The organism is Rathayibacter sp. PhB186 (assembly GCF_003751825.1).
Lineage (GTDB): Bacteria > Actinomycetota > Actinomycetes > Actinomycetales > Microbacteriaceae > Rathayibacter > Rathayibacter festucae.
In genome coordinates, this window is sequence record NZ_RJKO01000001.1 from 1,058,573 (window position 1) to 1,073,667 (window position 15,095).

Here is a 15,095-nt window from a genome sequence, read left to right on the forward strand (position 1 = left end):
GCGGCTCAGCAGGTTCTGCGCCCGCCGTGACGCCCGGCGGAGCAGGAGCGGCATCCCGCTAGGAGGCGCGGTGGGCGATCGTGACGCGGGTCGCGTACGGCATGGCGACGCGGTCGCCGGGCAGTGCGTCGACGACCTCGCCGACGGCCGCGAGGACCGCGGCGCGCTCCTCCTCGGGCATCGCGATGACGTAGCTGCGCGAGGCGAACATGTCGAGCAGCGCCGGACGGTCGAGCTCGTACTTCAAGTCGAACTCGGCGTAGGCGACGCGCTCCAGCGCCGAGCCCAGCGGCGGCTGCACCGTCTCGAAGCGCTCGGCGGCCGAGGAGCCGGCGACCTCGCCGAGGCGCCGCACCCACGGCACCGACTCGTCGCGGATGTTCCAGACCAGCGCGAGCACGCCGCCCGGGACCAGCACCCGCGCGACCTCGGCGCTCGCGCGCTCGGGGTCGACCCAGTGCCAGGACTGCGCCGCGGTGACCAGCTCGACGGACGCGTCCGGCAGCGGGATCGCCTCGGCGGTCCCCGCCAGCGCCCGCACCGACGGCAGCTGTGCGGTCAGCCGCCCCAGCATCGCCGCGTCCGGCTCCACGGCGGTCACGTCGAGACCGCGCGCCACCAGAGACGCGGTGAACTTCCCGGTACCTGCCCCGAGGTCCGCGACGCGTACCCGGTCGGAGGCGTTCGCCCCGGCCGCCCGCGCGCGCTCGGGCACGAAGGCACCGGCCACGCGGGCGGGCGCGTGCCCGATGAGCCAGTCCACCGCGTCGTCGGGGTAGCCCGGGCGCCCGCGGTCGTAGGCGTCGACGGCCGAGCCGAAGGAGCGGCCGAGCTCGGCGGGAGAGGCGGAGGGTGTCGCGTCGGAGGGCGTCATGCTCCCGACGCTACGCCCCGGCGACTCGCCCCGGAGCTACGCGTCCGGAGCCGTCGCCCCCAGGGTCCGCGCGAGGACGTCCACCGCGTAGCCGTAGCCCGCGATGCCGGCGCCGACGATCACGGCGACCGCGATGTCCGACAGGTAGGAGTGCCGCCGGAACTCCTCGCGCCGATGCACATTGCTCACGTGCACCTCCACCAGCGGCAGCTCGGTGGCGAGGACGGCGTCGCGGATCGCGATCGAGGTGTGGGTGTAGGCGCCGACGTTGAGCAGCAGGCCGGCGGCCGTGCCGCGCGCCTCGTGAAGGCGGTCGATGATCGCGCCCTCCGAGTTGCTCTGGAAGAACTCGATCTCGAGGCCGAGCCGCTCCGCCGCGCGGGTGGCGAGCGCCTCCGCATCCGCGAGCGTGTCGGAGCCGTAGACCGCGGGCTCGCGGGTGCCGAGGAGGTTCAGGTTCGGGCCGTTCACGACGAGGATCTTCACGCTCCGACCCTAGCGACCCGGGAGTGCCGACCGGTCAGGCGAGCGTCGCCGCGATGCCGACCGGCAGCGCCGGCAGCTCGGCACGCAGCCGGATCAGCTCCCGCGCGTGCTCGTCCAGGCGGCGGTCCTCGTCGCTCCGCGGCTCGAGCGCCGGCACAGCCTCGGCCGCCCCGTCGTCGCCGCGCACCACGAACACGCTCATGCACTGCGTCGTCAGCTCGAGCTCGCCGGTCCGCGGGTCGCCCGAGCGCACGTGGATCGCGAGGTGCATCGAGCGCGGCCCGGTGTGGATCAGCCGCGCCTCCACCTCGACGAGGTGCCCGATCCGCACCGGCCGGTAGAAGTGGATGCCGCCGGAGTAGACGGCGACCGCGTCGCGGCCGCTCCAGCCCTGCGCGACGGCGTTCGCGGCCTCGTCGATCCAGCGCATCACGATGCCGCCGTGCGCGTTGCCGCCCCAGTTGACGTCTCCGGGCGCCGCGAGGAAGCGGAAGACGATCCGCGGGCCGGTGCCCGCCTCCGTGTACTCCTGCGCGCGCATCACCTCGTGCAGCGCGCGCCGGCCGTCGATGCGGGCGGCGGCGCCCTCGGCCAGGGCGAGGTCCTCGATCGTGCGGGGGCTCCACTCCGGCACCGGGCGCGGGCGCTTCTCCTCGTCGACGGCGACGAAGATCAGGAGGCAGTGCGTCGCCTCCTCGTAGCGCCCGGTGCGCGGGTCGGCCTGGGCGACGCGCACCAGCACGTGCATGCTCGTGCGGCCGGTGTGGATGACCTGCGCGGTCGCCTCGATCAGGTTGCCGACGGCGATCGGCCGGGTGAAGTGCACGTTGCCGACGTAGGCGGTGACGCAGTAGCCGCCGCTCCAGCCGACGGCGCAGGCGTAGCCGGCCTTGTCGATCCACTCGAGCACGCGGCCTGCCTGGGCGCTCCGGCCGTCGGCGGTCGCGTCCTGCGGCGCGGCGAGGAAGCGGAGGGTGATGCGGTCGTCCATGGTGCCCGTCTGGTCGTGCGGTGGGTGGGGGATCTCCACATGCTGGTCGAGTAGCCGCGTCAGCGGTCCTCACATGCTGGTCGAGTAGCCGCGGCAGCGGCGTATCGAGACCCACGTGCTCGGCGGTGGTGGATCTCGATACGCCCCTGCGGGGCTACTCGATCAGCATGAGGCCTGCCCTCCGGGCGGGGCTGCTCGATCAGCAGAGCGGGAGTGGACCCGCGGAGGGGGATGCGAAGAAGGGGATGGTTCCCCTCCGCGGGCCACAGGGGCGCCGGCGCGCGGCCGGCGGGATCCGGGTTCAGGCCGCGTGGGCGGCCGGCAGCTCCTCGGCGAGCAGCCGGAGCCGCAGCGCCCGCAGCTCGGCGGTCAGCTCGGGCGGCAGGCGGTCGCCGAAGCGGGCGAAGAACGCCTCCGTCAGGGCGCACTCGTCGAGCCACGCCTCCACCGGGACGGAGAACAGCTCCTCCTTCGCGGCGGCCGAGAGGTTCAGCCCGTGCGTGTCGATCGACAGCGGCAGGTCGCCGATCGCGCTGGGCCGCGACTCCGCGAGCCCCTCGATCCGCCGGACGAGCCACTGCAGGACTCGGGCGTTGTCGCCGAAGCCGGGCCAGAGGAAGGAGCCGTCGGCGCCCTTGCGGAACCAGTTGACCTGGAAGATCGCGGGCGCCTTCTCGCCGAGGTCCGCGCCGACCGCGAGCCAGTGCGCGAAGTAGTCGGCCATGTTGTAGCCGCAGAAGGGCAGCATCGCGAACGGGTCGCGCCGCAGCTCGCCGACCGTCCCCTCCGCCGCGGCCGTCTTCTCGGAGGCGATGGTCGCACCCAGGAACACGCCGTGCTGCCAGGAGGTCGCCTGGGTCACCAGCGGCACGTTGCTCGCCCGGCGCCCGCCGAAGACGATCGCGTCCAGCGGCACGCCCTCGAAGGCGTCCCACTCGGCCGAGAGAGTCGGGCACTGCTGGGCCGGTGCCGTGAAGCGCGCATTGGGATGCGCGGCCGGGGTCCCGGAGGCGGGCGTCCACGGCTCGCCCCGCCAGTCGGTGAGGTGCTCGGGCACCTCGTCGGTGAGGCCCTCCCACCAGACGTCGCCGTCCTCGCGGAGTGCGACGTTGGTGAAGATCGTGTTGCCCCAGAGGGTGTGCACGGCGTTCGGATTGCTGCTCTGCCCGGTGCCGGGTGCGACGCCGAAGAACCCGGTCTCGGGGTTCATCGCCCAGAGGCGGCCGTCCTCGCCCTTCTTCATCCAGGTGATGTCGTCGCCGAGCGTCTCCACGCGCCAGCCGGGGATCGTCGGCTGCAGCATCGCCAGGTTCGTCTTGCCGCAGGCACTCGGGAAGGCGGCGGCGACGTGGTAGCTGCGACCCTCGGGCGAGACGATCCGGATCAGGAGCATGTGCTCCGCGAGCCAGCCCTCCTCGCGGCCCATCGCGGAGGCGATCCGCAGGGCGAAGCACTTCTTGGCCAGCAGGGCGTTGCCGCCGTAACCGGAGCCGAACGACCAGATCTCGCGCGTCTCGGGGAACTGGGTGATGTACTTCGTCGCGTTGCACGGCCAGGCGACGTCGTCGCGGGTCGTGCCGTCGGCGTCGCGGAGCGGGAAGCCCACCGAGTGCACGCCGCGGACGAAGGCGGTCTCCTCGCTGAAGGCGGCGAGCGGCTCGGCGCCGACGCGGGCCATGATCCGCATGTTGAGCACCGCGTAGGCGGAGTCGGTCAGCTGCACGCCGAGCTGCGAGAGCGGGCCGCCGACCGGGCCCATCGAGAACGGGACGACGTACATCGTCCGGCCGCGCATCGAGCCGGCGAAGTAGGGGGCGAGCTCGGCCTTCATCGCGGAGGGCTCGCGCCAGTTGTTCGTGGGGCCGGCGTCGGCCTCGTCCGTGGTGCAGAGGAACGTGCGGTCCTCGACGCGGGCGACGTCGTCGGGGTCGGTGCGGGCGAGGAACGAGCCGGGCCGCCACTCCGGGTTCAGGGCGATCAGCTTCCCCTCCTCGACCATCCGGGCGGTGAGGCGGTACCACTCGGCAGGGGAGCCGTCGCACCACTCGATCGCGTCGGGCTGGAGGATCGCGGCCGTCTCGCGCACCCAGCGGCGCAGGGCCAGCGGGGCGGGCGGCACGACCGGTGCGGCGACCGGGGTCGGCGCGGTCATGGTGGTCGTCTCGAGGAGGAGGGTGTTGCTGTAGATGCTCATGCTGGCTCCGCTTTCAGTGCAGTCGTCGTCGACGGGGTGGGGAGTCGGTCCTCGTGGCGGTCGTGATCCGACGGTGCGAGGGGCGCTCTCTGGCGCCTGAAGCCAGGATGGAGGAGGATCGAGGGGTATTTGCGAAGCCTTGACCGTCAAGAATCACGGTTTTTGCGCCTCCGTCACAACCGATCGCTGGAGCTCGCCGTGACCGACACCACCGACCCCGCCACCGTCCCCACCGCCGGGACCGATGCCGCCCTGCTCGGGCAGCGCATCCGGCACTTCCGCACCCGCCGCGGGCTGACCCTCGGGCAGCTCGCCGAGCGCGTGGGTGTCTCGGGCAGCCAGCTCTCTCTGATCGAGACCGGACGCCGGGAGCCGCGGCTCTCGCTGATGCAGTCGCTCGCCACCGCGCTCGGCATCGAGCTCGCCGCGCTGCTCTCGGACGAGCCGCCGAGCGAGCGCGCCGCCCTCGAGATCGAGCTGGCGCGGGTGCAGAAGGGGTCGCTCTACCGTTCGCTCGGGCTGCCGGAGTTCAAGGTCAACAAGAGCCTGAGCACTCCCGTCCTCGAGGCGTTCCTCGGCGTCTACCGCGAGCTGGCGCGCCGCAAGAGCGAGGCCAACGCGACACCGGAGGAGGCGCGGCGCGCCAATACCGCCCAGCGGCTGCAGCTGCGCGAGCGCAACGCGTACCTGCCCGAGATCGAGGCGGTCGCCGGCGAGATGCTCCGCACGGTCGGGCACCGCGGGGGCGCGCTGACCCACAGCTCGGTCTCGAAGATGGCGCGGCACCTCGGCTTCGAGATCATCCACGTCGGCGATCTGCCGCACTCGGCCCGCTCGGTGATCGACCTCGCGAACGGACGGATCTACCTGCCGCCCGCCTCGATCCCCGGTGGCCACGGGCTCCGGGCGCTCGCGCTGCAGGCGATGGCGCACCGGCTGCTCGGCCACGAGCGCCCGGTCACCTACGCCGACTTCCTCCGGCAGCGGCTCGAGATCAACTACTTCGCAGCGGCCTGCCTGATGCCGCTGGAGCCCGCCGTGGCGTTCCTGGAGGAGGCGAAGCGCGATCGGGACATCTCCGTCGAGGACTTCCGCGACGGCTTCGGCGTCACGCATGAGGCGGCGGCGCTGCGCTTCACCAACCTGCTGACCTCGCACCTCGACATCCGGATGCACTTCCTCCGCGTGCTCGGTGACGGCTCGATCCAGAAGGCCTACGAGAACGACGGCCTGCCGCTGCCGACCGACGTGACCGGTGCGGTGGAGGGGCAGACCGTCTGCCGCTACTGGTCGGCGCGCTCCGCCTTCAGCCGCACCAACCGGACGACGGAGTACTACCAGTACGTGGACACGCCGGCCGGCACCTTCTGGTCGGCCTCGCAGACCGGCACCACCGCCACGGAGGAGTTCTCGATCACGGTCGGCGTCCCCTTCGCCGAGGCGCGCTTCTTCCGCGGCCGCGACACCGACCGCCGCGAGCAGTCGCGCTGCCCCGACGAGTCCTGCTGCCGCCGCGCCCCCGCCGAGCTCGCCCAGCGCTGGGACGGCAACGCCTGGCCGAGCGCCCGCCTGCATGCGCACGTCCTCGCCCCGCTGCCCTCCGGCACCTTCCCCGGCATCGACGACGCCGAGGTCTACGCCTTCCTCGACACCCACGCCCGCGAGTCCTGACCCTCCTCCCCAGCCCTGCCGCCCTCCGCGAGATGCCACTTATGAGGTGATTCCTCGGCGTGTCGTGCTCATAAGTGGCATCTCGCGGGAGGGGGCTGTGGAGAACGCGCGCGGGGGAGCGCGGGGTGCGGCAGGGTCCTCGCATGCAGGACGACACAGAGACCCGGATCGTGAACGCGTCGACGAGCGAGCTCGCGCGGCACCGGCTTGTGGCGGAGTACCCGGTCGCCGTGTTCCGCGGGGCACGCGCGGCGGTCGCGCCGATGAGCTACGGGGAGAGGATCACCGCGTTCGCCGCAGTGATGCGGCCGGGCGAGTTCTTCTCGCATGTCACCGCCGCTCATCTCCTCCAGCTGCCTGATCGGCGGGCGACGGAGACCACTCCGCTGCACGTCGCGGTCACGCCGCCGATGCGGGCCGCGCGTCGGGTCGGGGTGAAGTCGCACCACCTCTGGGACGAGGCGGTGACCGTCGTCGACGCCGGCTATCCGGCGACGGACCCCGCCTCGACCTTCTGCCATCTCGCCGACTCGCGGTCGCTCGACGAGCTGGTCGTCCTCGGGGATGCTCTCCTGCGGCCCGACGAGGAGCTCGGTCGCCGCGGCCTCCGCGTCGATCTCGAGGTCCTCGCGGCGCGGGCGGCACGGTACCGAGGGCGGGGCGGCCGGCGCGCTCGGGAGGCGGTCAAGTTCGTCCGGGTCGGCTCCGAGTCGCCGAAGGAGACGCTGCTCCGGCTGCTGCTGATCCGCGCGGGGCTGCCCGAGCCGGAGCTCAACGTCGAGCTGTACGACGCGGACGGTGTCTTCGTCGCGCGGGTGGATCTGCTCTATCGAAATCAGTGGGTCGTCGTCGAGTACGACGGTGATCAGCACCGGACGGACACGCGGCAATACGAGCGGGACATCGCGCGCAGCGAGGCTATCCAGGCGCTCGGTTACCGCCACATCCGCGTGCGCCTCTCCGGCCTCGTCGACCACCCCGAGGCGACGGCCGCCCGCGTCCGCCGCGCCCTCGGCCTCTGACCCCCGCCGCGGCATGCCACTTATGACGCGATTCTGCGGCGTGTCGTGCTCAAAAGTGGCATCTCGCGGGAGGCGCCGGGGGTCAGCCGGAGATCAGGGCGCGGGCCGTGCCCTCGTCGAGGATGAGGTCGGTGAGGAGGCCGGCGGCGAGGGCGCCGCGCAGGCCCGGGAGCTTCGAGGCGCCCGAGACGACGCATATGCGGCGGGAGGCGCGGCGCACGGTGGAGAGGTCCGGGCCGCTTGCACGTTCGTTCATGGGGATGTCGTCCCAAGTGCCGTCGGCCCGGTAGAACACGGTGGCGACGTCGCCGACCACGCCGGACGCACTGAGCGAGGTGAAGTCGCTCGGCTCCAGGTAGCCGCCGATGTAGACCTTCGAGGGCACCGCCGCGAACGGCGAGCCGAGGCCGAAGAGCGCGACGTCCATCCGCTGCTGCAGCTCCAGCACCCGCTTGGTCGAGCGCTCGCGCCAGACCGCCTTCTTGGTCATCGGGTCGTCGAAGAACGCCGGCACCGGGAACTGCTGCACCTTCGCGGCGTACGCGTCGCCGAAGCGCCGCAGGATCTCGCTGGAGTAGTTGATGCCGGTGGTCTCGGTGTTGCCCGCGCCGTTGAGCTGCACGATCTGGGTGTTGTGCGTCTCCTTGGCGATCAGGTGCCGGCTCATCGCGCTCATCGTCGAGCCCCAGGCGATGCCGACGATCATGTTCGAGTCGATGAACGGCCCGAGGATCCGCGCGGCCGACAGCGCGACGCGCTCGAGCCGGTCGATCTCGCTGGTGTGGTCCGGCACCGGGACGATGTGCGCCGTGATGTCGAAGTGCGCGCGCACCTCCGCCGACAGGGCGCTCGCCCGGTCGAGGGGGGAGCGGATCTGGATGTCCACCAGTCCCGTCGCGCGGGCGTGCGAGAGCAGCCGCGACACCGAGGAGCGCGAGGTGTGCAGCTCGTGCGCGATGGCGTCCATCGTCAGGTCCTGCATGTAGTACAGCTGCGCGGCCCGGAGCGCGTCGCGCGTCTTGTCCGGGTGGGTCGCGTGCGTCGTCTCGTCCAGCTCGACGACCGGTCGGACAGGGGTCATTGCCACTCCTTGCACGTATTTCCACCCGTCTTGACCGGATGTGTTGTCGGGTCAAGGATGGCTGTATTCCCTCGCGATATCAACCGTCCATCTGGGGCGGCCACACTCGCACGAGGCATTCGACGCAACACCTACGACACGAAGGCGAGTACGAAGTGGCACAGTCTGTCGGAACTCCCGGAAGCTCCTCTCTCCGCGAGAGCGTCTCCGCACTGCGGGACACCCCCCGCGCGACCGTCCTCGTGATCGGCGGTGGCATCAACGGCATCGGGACGTTCCGCGAGCTCGCGCTCAACGGCGTCGACGTCGCCCTCGTCGAGCGCGGCGACTACGTCTCGGGCGCGTCCAGCGCCTCGAGCCACATGATCCACGGCGGCATCCGCTACCTCGAGAACGGCGAGTTCCGCCTCGTCAACGAGGGCGTGCACGAGCGCAACGGCCTGCTCAAGATCGCTCCGCATTACGTGAAGCCGCTGCAGACCACGATCCCGATCTACTCGACGTTCTCGGGCATCCTGGCCGCGCCGCTGCGCTTCCTCACTCACAAGTCCGGCAAGCCCCAGGAGCGCGGCGCGCTGCTGATCAAGGTCGGCCTGACCCTGTACGACTTCTTCTCCCGCGACGGCGGCGTCGTCCCGCGCCACCAGTTCCACGGCCGCAAGCGCTCGCTGAACGAGCTGCCCAAGCTCGACCCGAAGATCAAGTACACCGCCACCTACTTCGACGCCTCCGTGCACGAGCCCGAGCGCCTGGCGCTCGACGTGCTGCGCGACGCGCTTGTCGGCGGCACGAAGGCCCGCGCGGCCAACTACGTCGAGGCCGTCGGCACCTCCGAGGGCGGCGTGCTGCTGCGCGACCGCGAGAGCGGCGAGGAGTTCGCCTTCCAGGCCGACGTCGTCGTCAACGTCTCCGGACCGTGGACCGACTTCACCAACACGGCGCTCGGCACGACCACGAAGTTCATGGGCGGCACCAAGGGCTCGCACATCGTGCTCGACAACCCCGAGCTGGTCGAGGCCTGCGAGGGCCGCGAGATGTTCTTCGAGCACAGCGACGGCCGCATCGTGCTGATCTACCCGCTCAAGGGCCGGGTCATGGTCGGCACCACCGACATCGAGGCCGACCCCAACGAGCCGGCCGTCTGCACCGAGGAGGAGATCGACTACTTCTTCGACCTGGTGAACCACGTGTTCCCCTCCATCCCGGTCACCCGCGAGCAGATCGTCTTCAAGTTCTCCGGCATCCGCCCGCTGCCCCGTCACGACGACGAGACCCCCGGCTTCGTCTCCCGCGACTACCGCATCGAGCCCTCGACCCTCCCCGGCGGGAAGACCCCCGTGCTGAGCCTGGTCGGCGGCAAGTGGACGACGTTCCGCGCCCTGTCCGAGCACCTCTCGAACGAGGTCTTCAAGCGGATCGGCGTCACCCGCCGCGTCTCCACCGTGAAGACCGCGATCGGCGGCGGCAAGGGCTTCCCGCGCACGGACGCCTCGCGCGCCCAGTGGATCAGCCAGCACCGCTCCGGCCTGTCCTCGGCCCGCACCGGCCAGCTGCTCGAGCGCTACGGCACCCGGGCGGAAGAGGTCATCGAGGCCCTGGCCGACGGTCACGACGAGGCGCTCGACTTCGACAAGGACTTCACCACCGGTGAGATCCGCTACCTCGCCCAGCGCGAGAGCGTCGTGCACCTGATCGACCTGGTCATGCGCCGCACCAACCACGCCTTCACCGGCGGCCTGAGCCGCGAGCTGCTCGAGGAGCTCGCCCAGCACACCGGCGAGGTCCTCGGCTGGGACGAGGCGGAGCGCGCCCAGGAGGTCGACGCGACGATCGAGCACCTGAAGAAGTACAACGGCGTCGATGTCGGCGGCACCTCGGTGCAGGCGCCGACGGCGGTCGCGGCCTCCTAGCGGGGCGACTGGCGCGGATCGACGGGAGTCCCGGTTCGAGGAGTGATCTCGAGCCGGGACTTCCGTCGTCACAACGCACAAACGTGCACGCGGCGTTCCTTGTCCCCGGTACGGGGCGCCGATAACTTCACACTCGTCGGGCATCGATGCCCGGCGCGGACGCGCTCGCGCGTTCCGACCGATGAAAAGGAAATGGTCAACGTGGACAATCTCGGAGTGGTGTTCCTCGCGGAAGTCGTGGGAACAGCGATGCTCGTGCTCCTCGGCTGCGGCGTGGTCGCCAACGTCGCGCTCGTGAAGAGCAAGGGCCTCAACGGCGGAACTCTGATGGTCAACATCGGCTGGGGCTTCGCCGTCTTCGCCGGTGTGATCGTCTCCTACAACTCGGGTGCGCACCTCAACCCGGCCGTCACGCTCGGCCTCGTGGCCAGCGGAGCGACGGAGTTCGGCTCGGGCGTCCCGGTCAACATCGTCTCGATCCTGATGTACATCCTCGCCCAGATGATCGGTGCGATCCTCGGCGCCGTCTTCTGCTGGCTCGCCTACAAGCAGCACTTCGACCAGGAGCCCGACCCGGCCAACAAGCTCGGCGTCTTCTCCACGGGTCCTGCGATCCGCAGCTACGGCTGGAACTTCGTCACCGAGGTCATCGGCACCTTCGTCCTCGTCTTCGTCGTCATCGGCTTCGGCGGCGGACGCCAGGGCGACGGCGGACTCGCGGCGCTGGGCGCCCTGCCCGTCGCCATCCTGGTGATCGCGATCGGCGCCTCCCTCGGCGGCCCGACCGGCTACGCCATCAACCCGGCCCGTGACCTCGGCCCCCGCATCGCCCACGCGCTGCTGCCGATCAAGGGCAAGGGCTCGAGCGACTGGAGCTACGCCTGGGTACCCGTCGCGGGCCCGATCGTCGGCGGTGTGCTCGCCGGCCTGCTGTCGACCGCGCTGCTGCCGATCCTCTGAGCGTCGACCCTCCGAACTCTGCGACACACGAGTCGCACTCCACTTCACCCGTTACGAAGGAGTAATCATTCATGGCTGACTACGTCATCGCTATCGACCAGGGGACCACGTCGTCCCGCGCGATCATCTTCGACAAGAAGGGCTCGATCGTCTCGACCGGGCAGAAGGAGCACGAGCAGATCTTCCCGCGCGCGGGCTGGGTCGAGCACGACCCGATCGAGATCTGGAACAACGTCCGCGAGGTCATCGGCCAGGCGCTCTCCCGCGCCGACCTGACCCGCCACGACATCGCCTCCGTCGGCATCACCAACCAGCGCGAGACCGCGGTGGTCTGGGACAAGACCACCGGCAAGCCCGTCTACAACGCCATCGTCTGGCAGGACACCCGCACGCAGTCGATCGTCGACCGGCTCGCCGGCGACGAGGGCGCGGACCGCTTCAAGTCGATCGTCGGGCTCCCGCTCGCGACCTACTTCTCCGGCACCAAGATCGTCTGGATCCTCGAGAACGTCGAGGGCGCCCGCGAGAAGGCGGAGGCCGGCGACCTGATCTTCGGCACCACCGACACCTGGGTCCTCTGGAACCTCACCGGCGGAGTCGACGGCGGCGTGCACAAGACCGACGTCACCAACGCCTCGCGCACCCTCTTCCTCGACCTCGAGACGCTCGAGTGGCGCGACGACATCCTCGAGGCCTTCGGCGTGCCGAAGTCGATGCTCCCCGAGGTGTGCTCGTCCTCCGAGGTCTACGGGCAGGTCGAGTCCTCCTCGCTGCTGCGCGAGGTCCCGATCGCCGGCATCCTGGGCGACCAGCAGGCCGCGACCTTCGGCCAGGCGGCGTTCGATCCGGGCGAGGCGAAGAACACCTACGGCACCGGCAACTTCCTGATCTTCAACACCGGCACCGAGATCGTGCACTCCAAGAACGGGCTGCTCACGACGATCGGCTACAAGCTCGGCGACGGCGAGGTGCACTACGCGCTCGAGGGCTCGATCGCGGTCTCCGGCTCGCTGATCCAGTGGCTGCGCGACAACCTGGGCCTCATCGGCTCGGCCCCCGAGGTCGAGGCGCTGGCCGCGACGGTCGAGGACAACGGCGGCGCGTACTTCGTGCCCGCGTTCTCCGGCCTCTTCGCGCCGTACTGGCGAGCGGACGCGCGCGGTGCGCTCGTCGGCCTCACCCGCTACGTCAACAAGGGCCACATCGCCCGCGCGGCGCTCGAGGCGACGGCGTTCCAGACCCGCGAGGTCCTGGACGCGGTCAACGCCGACTCCGGCGTCCCGCTGCAGGAGCTCAAGGTCGACGGCGGCATGATCGCCAACAACCTGCTGATGCAGTTCCAGGCCGACATCCTCGGCGTGCCGGTCGTCCGGCCCGTCGTCGCCGAGACCACCGCGCTCGGCGCCGCGTACGCCGCGGGCCTCGCGGTCGGCTTCTGGGAGAACCTGGACGACCTGCGCCAGAACTGGCAGGAGGACTCGCGCTGGACCCCGCAGATGGACCAGGACGAGGCCGCGCGCCAGTACCGCCTCTGGAAGAAGGCCGTCACGAAGACCTTCGACTGGGTCGACGAGGACGTGCAGTAGCACCGCACCACTGAACGACGAGGGCCGGCGCACGCGACGTGCGCGGGCCCTCGTGCGTGGATCCACGGGGAAGAGACGCCCGCAGACATGCTGGTCGAGTAGCGCGCAGCGCGTGTCGAGACCCGCCCCCGGCGGAGCTCCGTCAGAGCAGCGGGCGGCGACGCCCCGTCGCGACCGCGACGAGCGCGAGTGCCAGCAGCCAGGCCGGGCCCGCCAGCACGGCCGCGACCGTGGGCGGCGCGGACGCCGACAGCGCAGCGAGGGGCGTGACGTCCTCGAGGGCGGTGCCACTCGTGAAGGTCACAACGCTGAGTGGCGCCAGGGCCGCGAAGAGCACGAAGAGCGGTGCTCGGACGATCGTGCCGACCAGCGCGCCCCAGATCGCACCTCCGATCCCGGTCATGGGAACGAGGGTCACGACGCCGAGGTCCGGAGTGACCCTTCCCGCCGAGACGACCGCGACGCCGGCGACTCCGATCGCGACCGCCGCCGTCGCGAGCACCGCACCGGCACCGGCCGCCACCAGGAATCGTGCCGCGAGCGCCGGCCGGAGCCCCGACGAGAGCACGTCGCGTGCGAGGATCCCCTTCTCGAAGGCGCTCGCCGTCCGCAGTGCTCCGAAGGCCGCCGCCCCGACGACGCCGCCCTGCAGCAGCGCCGCCGAGATCGCGTGCTCGAGCGAGGCCGCTTCTCCGGGCGGGAGCGCGCCGAGATCGACCTGCGTCACGGCGAGGAGGAGGGGGAGCACGGGCAGCAGTCCGAAGACCAGTCCCCAGAGCGGTGTCCGGCTCGCGACCACGCGTCGGAACTCCGCGGCGACGGCGCGGGTGAGCGGCCCCTCCGCGGCCGCGTCCGTCACCGCGCCCGCCGCTGCTCGAGGATCCGCGCGCCGCCGACCGCCAGGAGCGCCCAGACGGCCAGGACGGCCAGGGCGAGCGGCGCGGGGAGCATGCCCTCGACCGGCGCACCGGTCGCTCCCGCGACGGCTCCGATCGGGAGCAGTCGCCCGACGTCACGGGCGACGGTGAGCAGCGGCGCGGCGAGGGCGGCGGGGAGGACCAGGACGATCGGGATGCAGGCGTAGTAGTTCCGCACCGCGTAGCCGATGCCGACGCCCAGCACGCCGCTCACGGCACAGGAGAGGACGACGCCGACCGAGGCGGACAGCAGAGTGATGTCCGGCGTCAGGCGGCGGCCGGCCGTCGCCAGGACCACCGCGGTGATCGGCCACCAGCCCACGACCGCCACCACCCCGAAGACCGCGCCCGAGACAGCGCCGGCCAGCGCCTTCGCCGACAGGATCGCGTCCCGGCTGCCGAGCAGCAGCGTCCGGTCGAGCGAGTGGTAGTACGTCTCCCGGGTGTAGGCGTAGGACCCGTAGAAGCACGCGCCCAGGGCGGCGCAGGCCGCGAAGCCGAAGACGAAGCGGCTCGCCGGAGCGTCGTCGAGGCCGGTGAGCCGATCCGTCGTATCGGGCATGTTCAGGGCGAAGACGGGGATCAGGATCGCGTACGCGAGGAGGACCGGGAACGACGAGCCGCTGCGGGAGCGCAGGATCTCGGCCCGCGCGAGCGCGCCGGCCCCGCTCATCGGCCGGCCTCGCCGTCGACGAGGTCGAAGTAGCCGTCCTCGAGACTCCGCCCGCCCGAGCGGGTGAGGTCCTCGAGCGGGCCGTGGAAGAGCATCCGGCGCCGCAGGACGACCACCTCGTCGACGGTGTGCTCGAGCTCGGCGAGCTGGTGGCTGGAGACGAGGACCGTCCGTCCGCGCTCGGCCTCGGCGCGGATCAGGCGCCGCAGCCACCGGATCCCCTCGGGGTCGAGCCCGTTCGCCGGTTCGTCGAGGACGAGGATCTCCGGATCTCCGGCGAGGGCGGTGGCCAGGCCGAGGCGCTGGCGCATCCCGGTCGAGTAGCCGCGGACCGGCCGACGCGCCGCCTCGGCGAGGCCGACCGTCTCCAGCAGCTCGTCGACGCGGGAGAGCGGTGCGCCGACCGCGCGGCCGACGATCGCGAGGTGCCGACGGCCGGTGATGCCGTTCTCGAAGCCGAGGCCGTCGAGGTGCACGCCGACGACCCGGGCGGGAGCGCGCAGCTCCGCGAATCGGTGGCCGCCGATCCGCGCCTCACCGGAATCCGGGCGCAGCAGTCCGACCAGCCCGCGGAGCGCAGTGCTCTTGCCGGCGCCGTTCGGGCCGAGGAGCCCGACGACCGTCCCCTGCCGCACGGAGAAGCTGAGGTCGTCCACGACGCGGCGGCCGCGGAAGGTCTTGGTGAAGTGCTGGAAGTCGAGCGCAGAGCTCATGGGCGGACCTTTCGAGG

General features: G+C 71.5%; 13 protein-coding genes. 5 read left to right on the forward strand and 8 right to left on the reverse strand.

Annotated features, from left to right (window positions below; all coding sequences use genetic code 11):
* Positions 1-58 precede the first annotated feature (58 nt).
* From EDF45_RS05055 to EDF45_RS05070, 4 genes are all read right to left on the reverse strand, one after another.
* Complete coding sequence (locus EDF45_RS05055) at positions 59-874, reverse strand: class I SAM-dependent methyltransferase (RefSeq protein WP_123735175.1); 816 nt, start codon at positions 872-874, stop codon at positions 59-61.
* A 36-nt stretch (positions 875-910) separates the two neighbouring features.
* Complete coding sequence (gene aroQ, locus EDF45_RS05060; protein ID WP_123735176.1) at positions 911-1,360, reverse strand: type II 3-dehydroquinate dehydratase; 450 nt, start codon at positions 1,358-1,360, stop codon at positions 911-913.
* Positions 1,361-1,394: 34 nt separating this feature from the next.
* Entirely contained in the window at positions 1,395-2,351 is a 957-nt protein-coding gene (locus EDF45_RS05065) for an acyl-CoA thioesterase (RefSeq protein ID WP_123735177.1), read from the reverse strand.
* 301 nt (positions 2,352-2,652) lie between these two features.
* Positions 2,653-4,503, reverse strand: coding sequence for a phosphoenolpyruvate carboxykinase (GTP) (locus EDF45_RS05070; protein WP_123735592.1), 1,851 nt, complete (start codon positions 4,501-4,503; stop codon positions 2,653-2,655).
* A 240-nt stretch (positions 4,504-4,743) separates the two neighbouring features.
* Between EDF45_RS05070 and EDF45_RS05075 the strand changes: the two genes are divergently transcribed.
* Both EDF45_RS05075 and EDF45_RS05080 read left to right on the forward strand, forming a co-directional pair.
* Positions 4,744-6,216: a helix-turn-helix domain-containing protein gene (locus EDF45_RS05075; RefSeq protein WP_123735178.1), complete on the forward strand. Its 1,473-nt coding sequence runs from the start codon at positions 4,744-4,746 to the stop codon at positions 6,214-6,216.
* A gap of 143 nt (positions 6,217-6,359) precedes the next feature.
* Positions 6,360-7,238, forward strand: a complete 879-nt coding sequence (locus tag EDF45_RS05080; protein WP_123735179.1) for an endonuclease domain-containing protein — start codon at positions 6,360-6,362, stop codon at positions 7,236-7,238.
* A gap of 82 nt (positions 7,239-7,320) precedes the next feature.
* Here EDF45_RS05080 and EDF45_RS05085 read toward each other — a convergent pair whose 3' ends face one another.
* Entirely contained in the window at positions 7,321-8,319 is a 999-nt protein-coding gene (locus EDF45_RS05085) for a sugar-binding transcriptional regulator (RefSeq protein WP_123445261.1), read from the reverse strand.
* 155 nt (positions 8,320-8,474) lie between these two features.
* Between EDF45_RS05085 and EDF45_RS05090 the strand changes: the two genes are divergently transcribed.
* The 3 genes from EDF45_RS05090 to glpK all read left to right on the forward strand — a co-directional run bounded on the left by EDF45_RS05090 (position 8,475) and on the right by glpK (position 12,775).
* Complete coding sequence (locus tag EDF45_RS05090; protein WP_260311816.1) at positions 8,475-10,229, forward strand: glycerol-3-phosphate dehydrogenase/oxidase; 1,755 nt, start codon at positions 8,475-8,477, stop codon at positions 10,227-10,229.
* A 192-nt stretch (positions 10,230-10,421) separates the two neighbouring features.
* Positions 10,422-11,189 carry an MIP/aquaporin family protein gene (locus EDF45_RS05095; RefSeq protein ID WP_123735181.1) on the forward strand — a complete coding sequence of 256 codons (768 nt, stop codon included), beginning with the start codon at positions 10,422-10,424 and terminating at the stop codon, positions 11,187-11,189.
* Between the two features lie 71 nt (positions 11,190-11,260).
* On the forward strand, positions 11,261-12,775 hold the full coding sequence (gene glpK / locus EDF45_RS05100) for a glycerol kinase GlpK (RefSeq protein ID WP_123445264.1): 1,515 nt from the start codon (positions 11,261-11,263) through the stop codon (positions 12,773-12,775).
* A gap of 142 nt (positions 12,776-12,917) precedes the next feature.
* On the opposite strand, the gene EDF45_RS05105 is transcribed toward glpK, so the two are convergent.
* From EDF45_RS05105 to EDF45_RS05115, 3 genes are read right to left on the reverse strand one after another with little or no spacing between them, the layout of a single operon-like run.
* Positions 12,918-13,634 carry a hypothetical protein gene (locus EDF45_RS05105; RefSeq protein ID WP_123735182.1) on the reverse strand — a complete coding sequence of 239 codons (717 nt, stop codon included), beginning with the start codon at positions 13,632-13,634 and terminating at the stop codon, positions 12,918-12,920.
* Positions 13,631-14,365: a hypothetical protein gene (locus EDF45_RS05110; protein ID WP_123735183.1), complete on the reverse strand. Its 735-nt coding sequence runs from the start codon at positions 14,363-14,365 to the stop codon at positions 13,631-13,633. The genes EDF45_RS05105 and EDF45_RS05110 overlap by 4 nt, the downstream gene beginning before the upstream one ends.
* Positions 14,362-15,078, reverse strand: a complete 717-nt coding sequence (locus EDF45_RS05115; protein ID WP_123702532.1) for an ABC transporter ATP-binding protein — start codon at positions 15,076-15,078, stop codon at positions 14,362-14,364. The genes EDF45_RS05110 and EDF45_RS05115 overlap by 4 nt, the downstream gene beginning before the upstream one ends.
* Between the last annotated feature and the right edge of the window lie 17 nt (positions 15,079-15,095).

Excerpts from the sequence above, each read along its gene's own strand:
- EDF45_RS05055 (WP_123735175.1), bottom strand. The coding sequence starts at position 874 with ATGACGCCCTCCGACGCGACACCCTCCGCCTCTCCCGCCGAGCTCGGC.
- EDF45_RS05065 (WP_123735177.1), bottom strand. The coding sequence starts at position 2,351 with ATGGACGACCGCATCACCCTCCGCTTCCTCGCCGCGCCGCAGGACGCG.
- EDF45_RS05070 (WP_123735592.1), bottom strand. The coding sequence starts at position 4,503 with ATGACCGCGCCGACCCCGGTCGCCGCACCGGTCGTGCCGCCCGCCCCG.
- EDF45_RS05080 (WP_123735179.1), top strand. The coding sequence starts at position 6,360 with ATGCAGGACGACACAGAGACCCGGATCGTGAACGCGTCGACGAGCGAG.
- EDF45_RS05085 (WP_123445261.1), bottom strand. The coding sequence starts at position 8,319 with ATGACCCCTGTCCGACCGGTCGTCGAGCTGGACGAGACGACGCACGCG.
- EDF45_RS05095 (WP_123735181.1), top strand. The coding sequence starts at position 10,422 with ATGGTCAACGTGGACAATCTCGGAGTGGTGTTCCTCGCGGAAGTCGTG.
- glpK (WP_123445264.1), top strand. The coding sequence starts at position 11,261 with ATGGCTGACTACGTCATCGCTATCGACCAGGGGACCACGTCGTCCCGC.
- EDF45_RS05110 (WP_123735183.1), bottom strand. The coding sequence starts at position 14,365 with ATGAGCGGGGCCGGCGCGCTCGCGCGGGCCGAGATCCTGCGCTCCCGC.
- EDF45_RS05115 (WP_123702532.1), bottom strand. The coding sequence starts at position 15,078 with ATGAGCTCTGCGCTCGACTTCCAGCACTTCACCAAGACCTTCCGCGGC.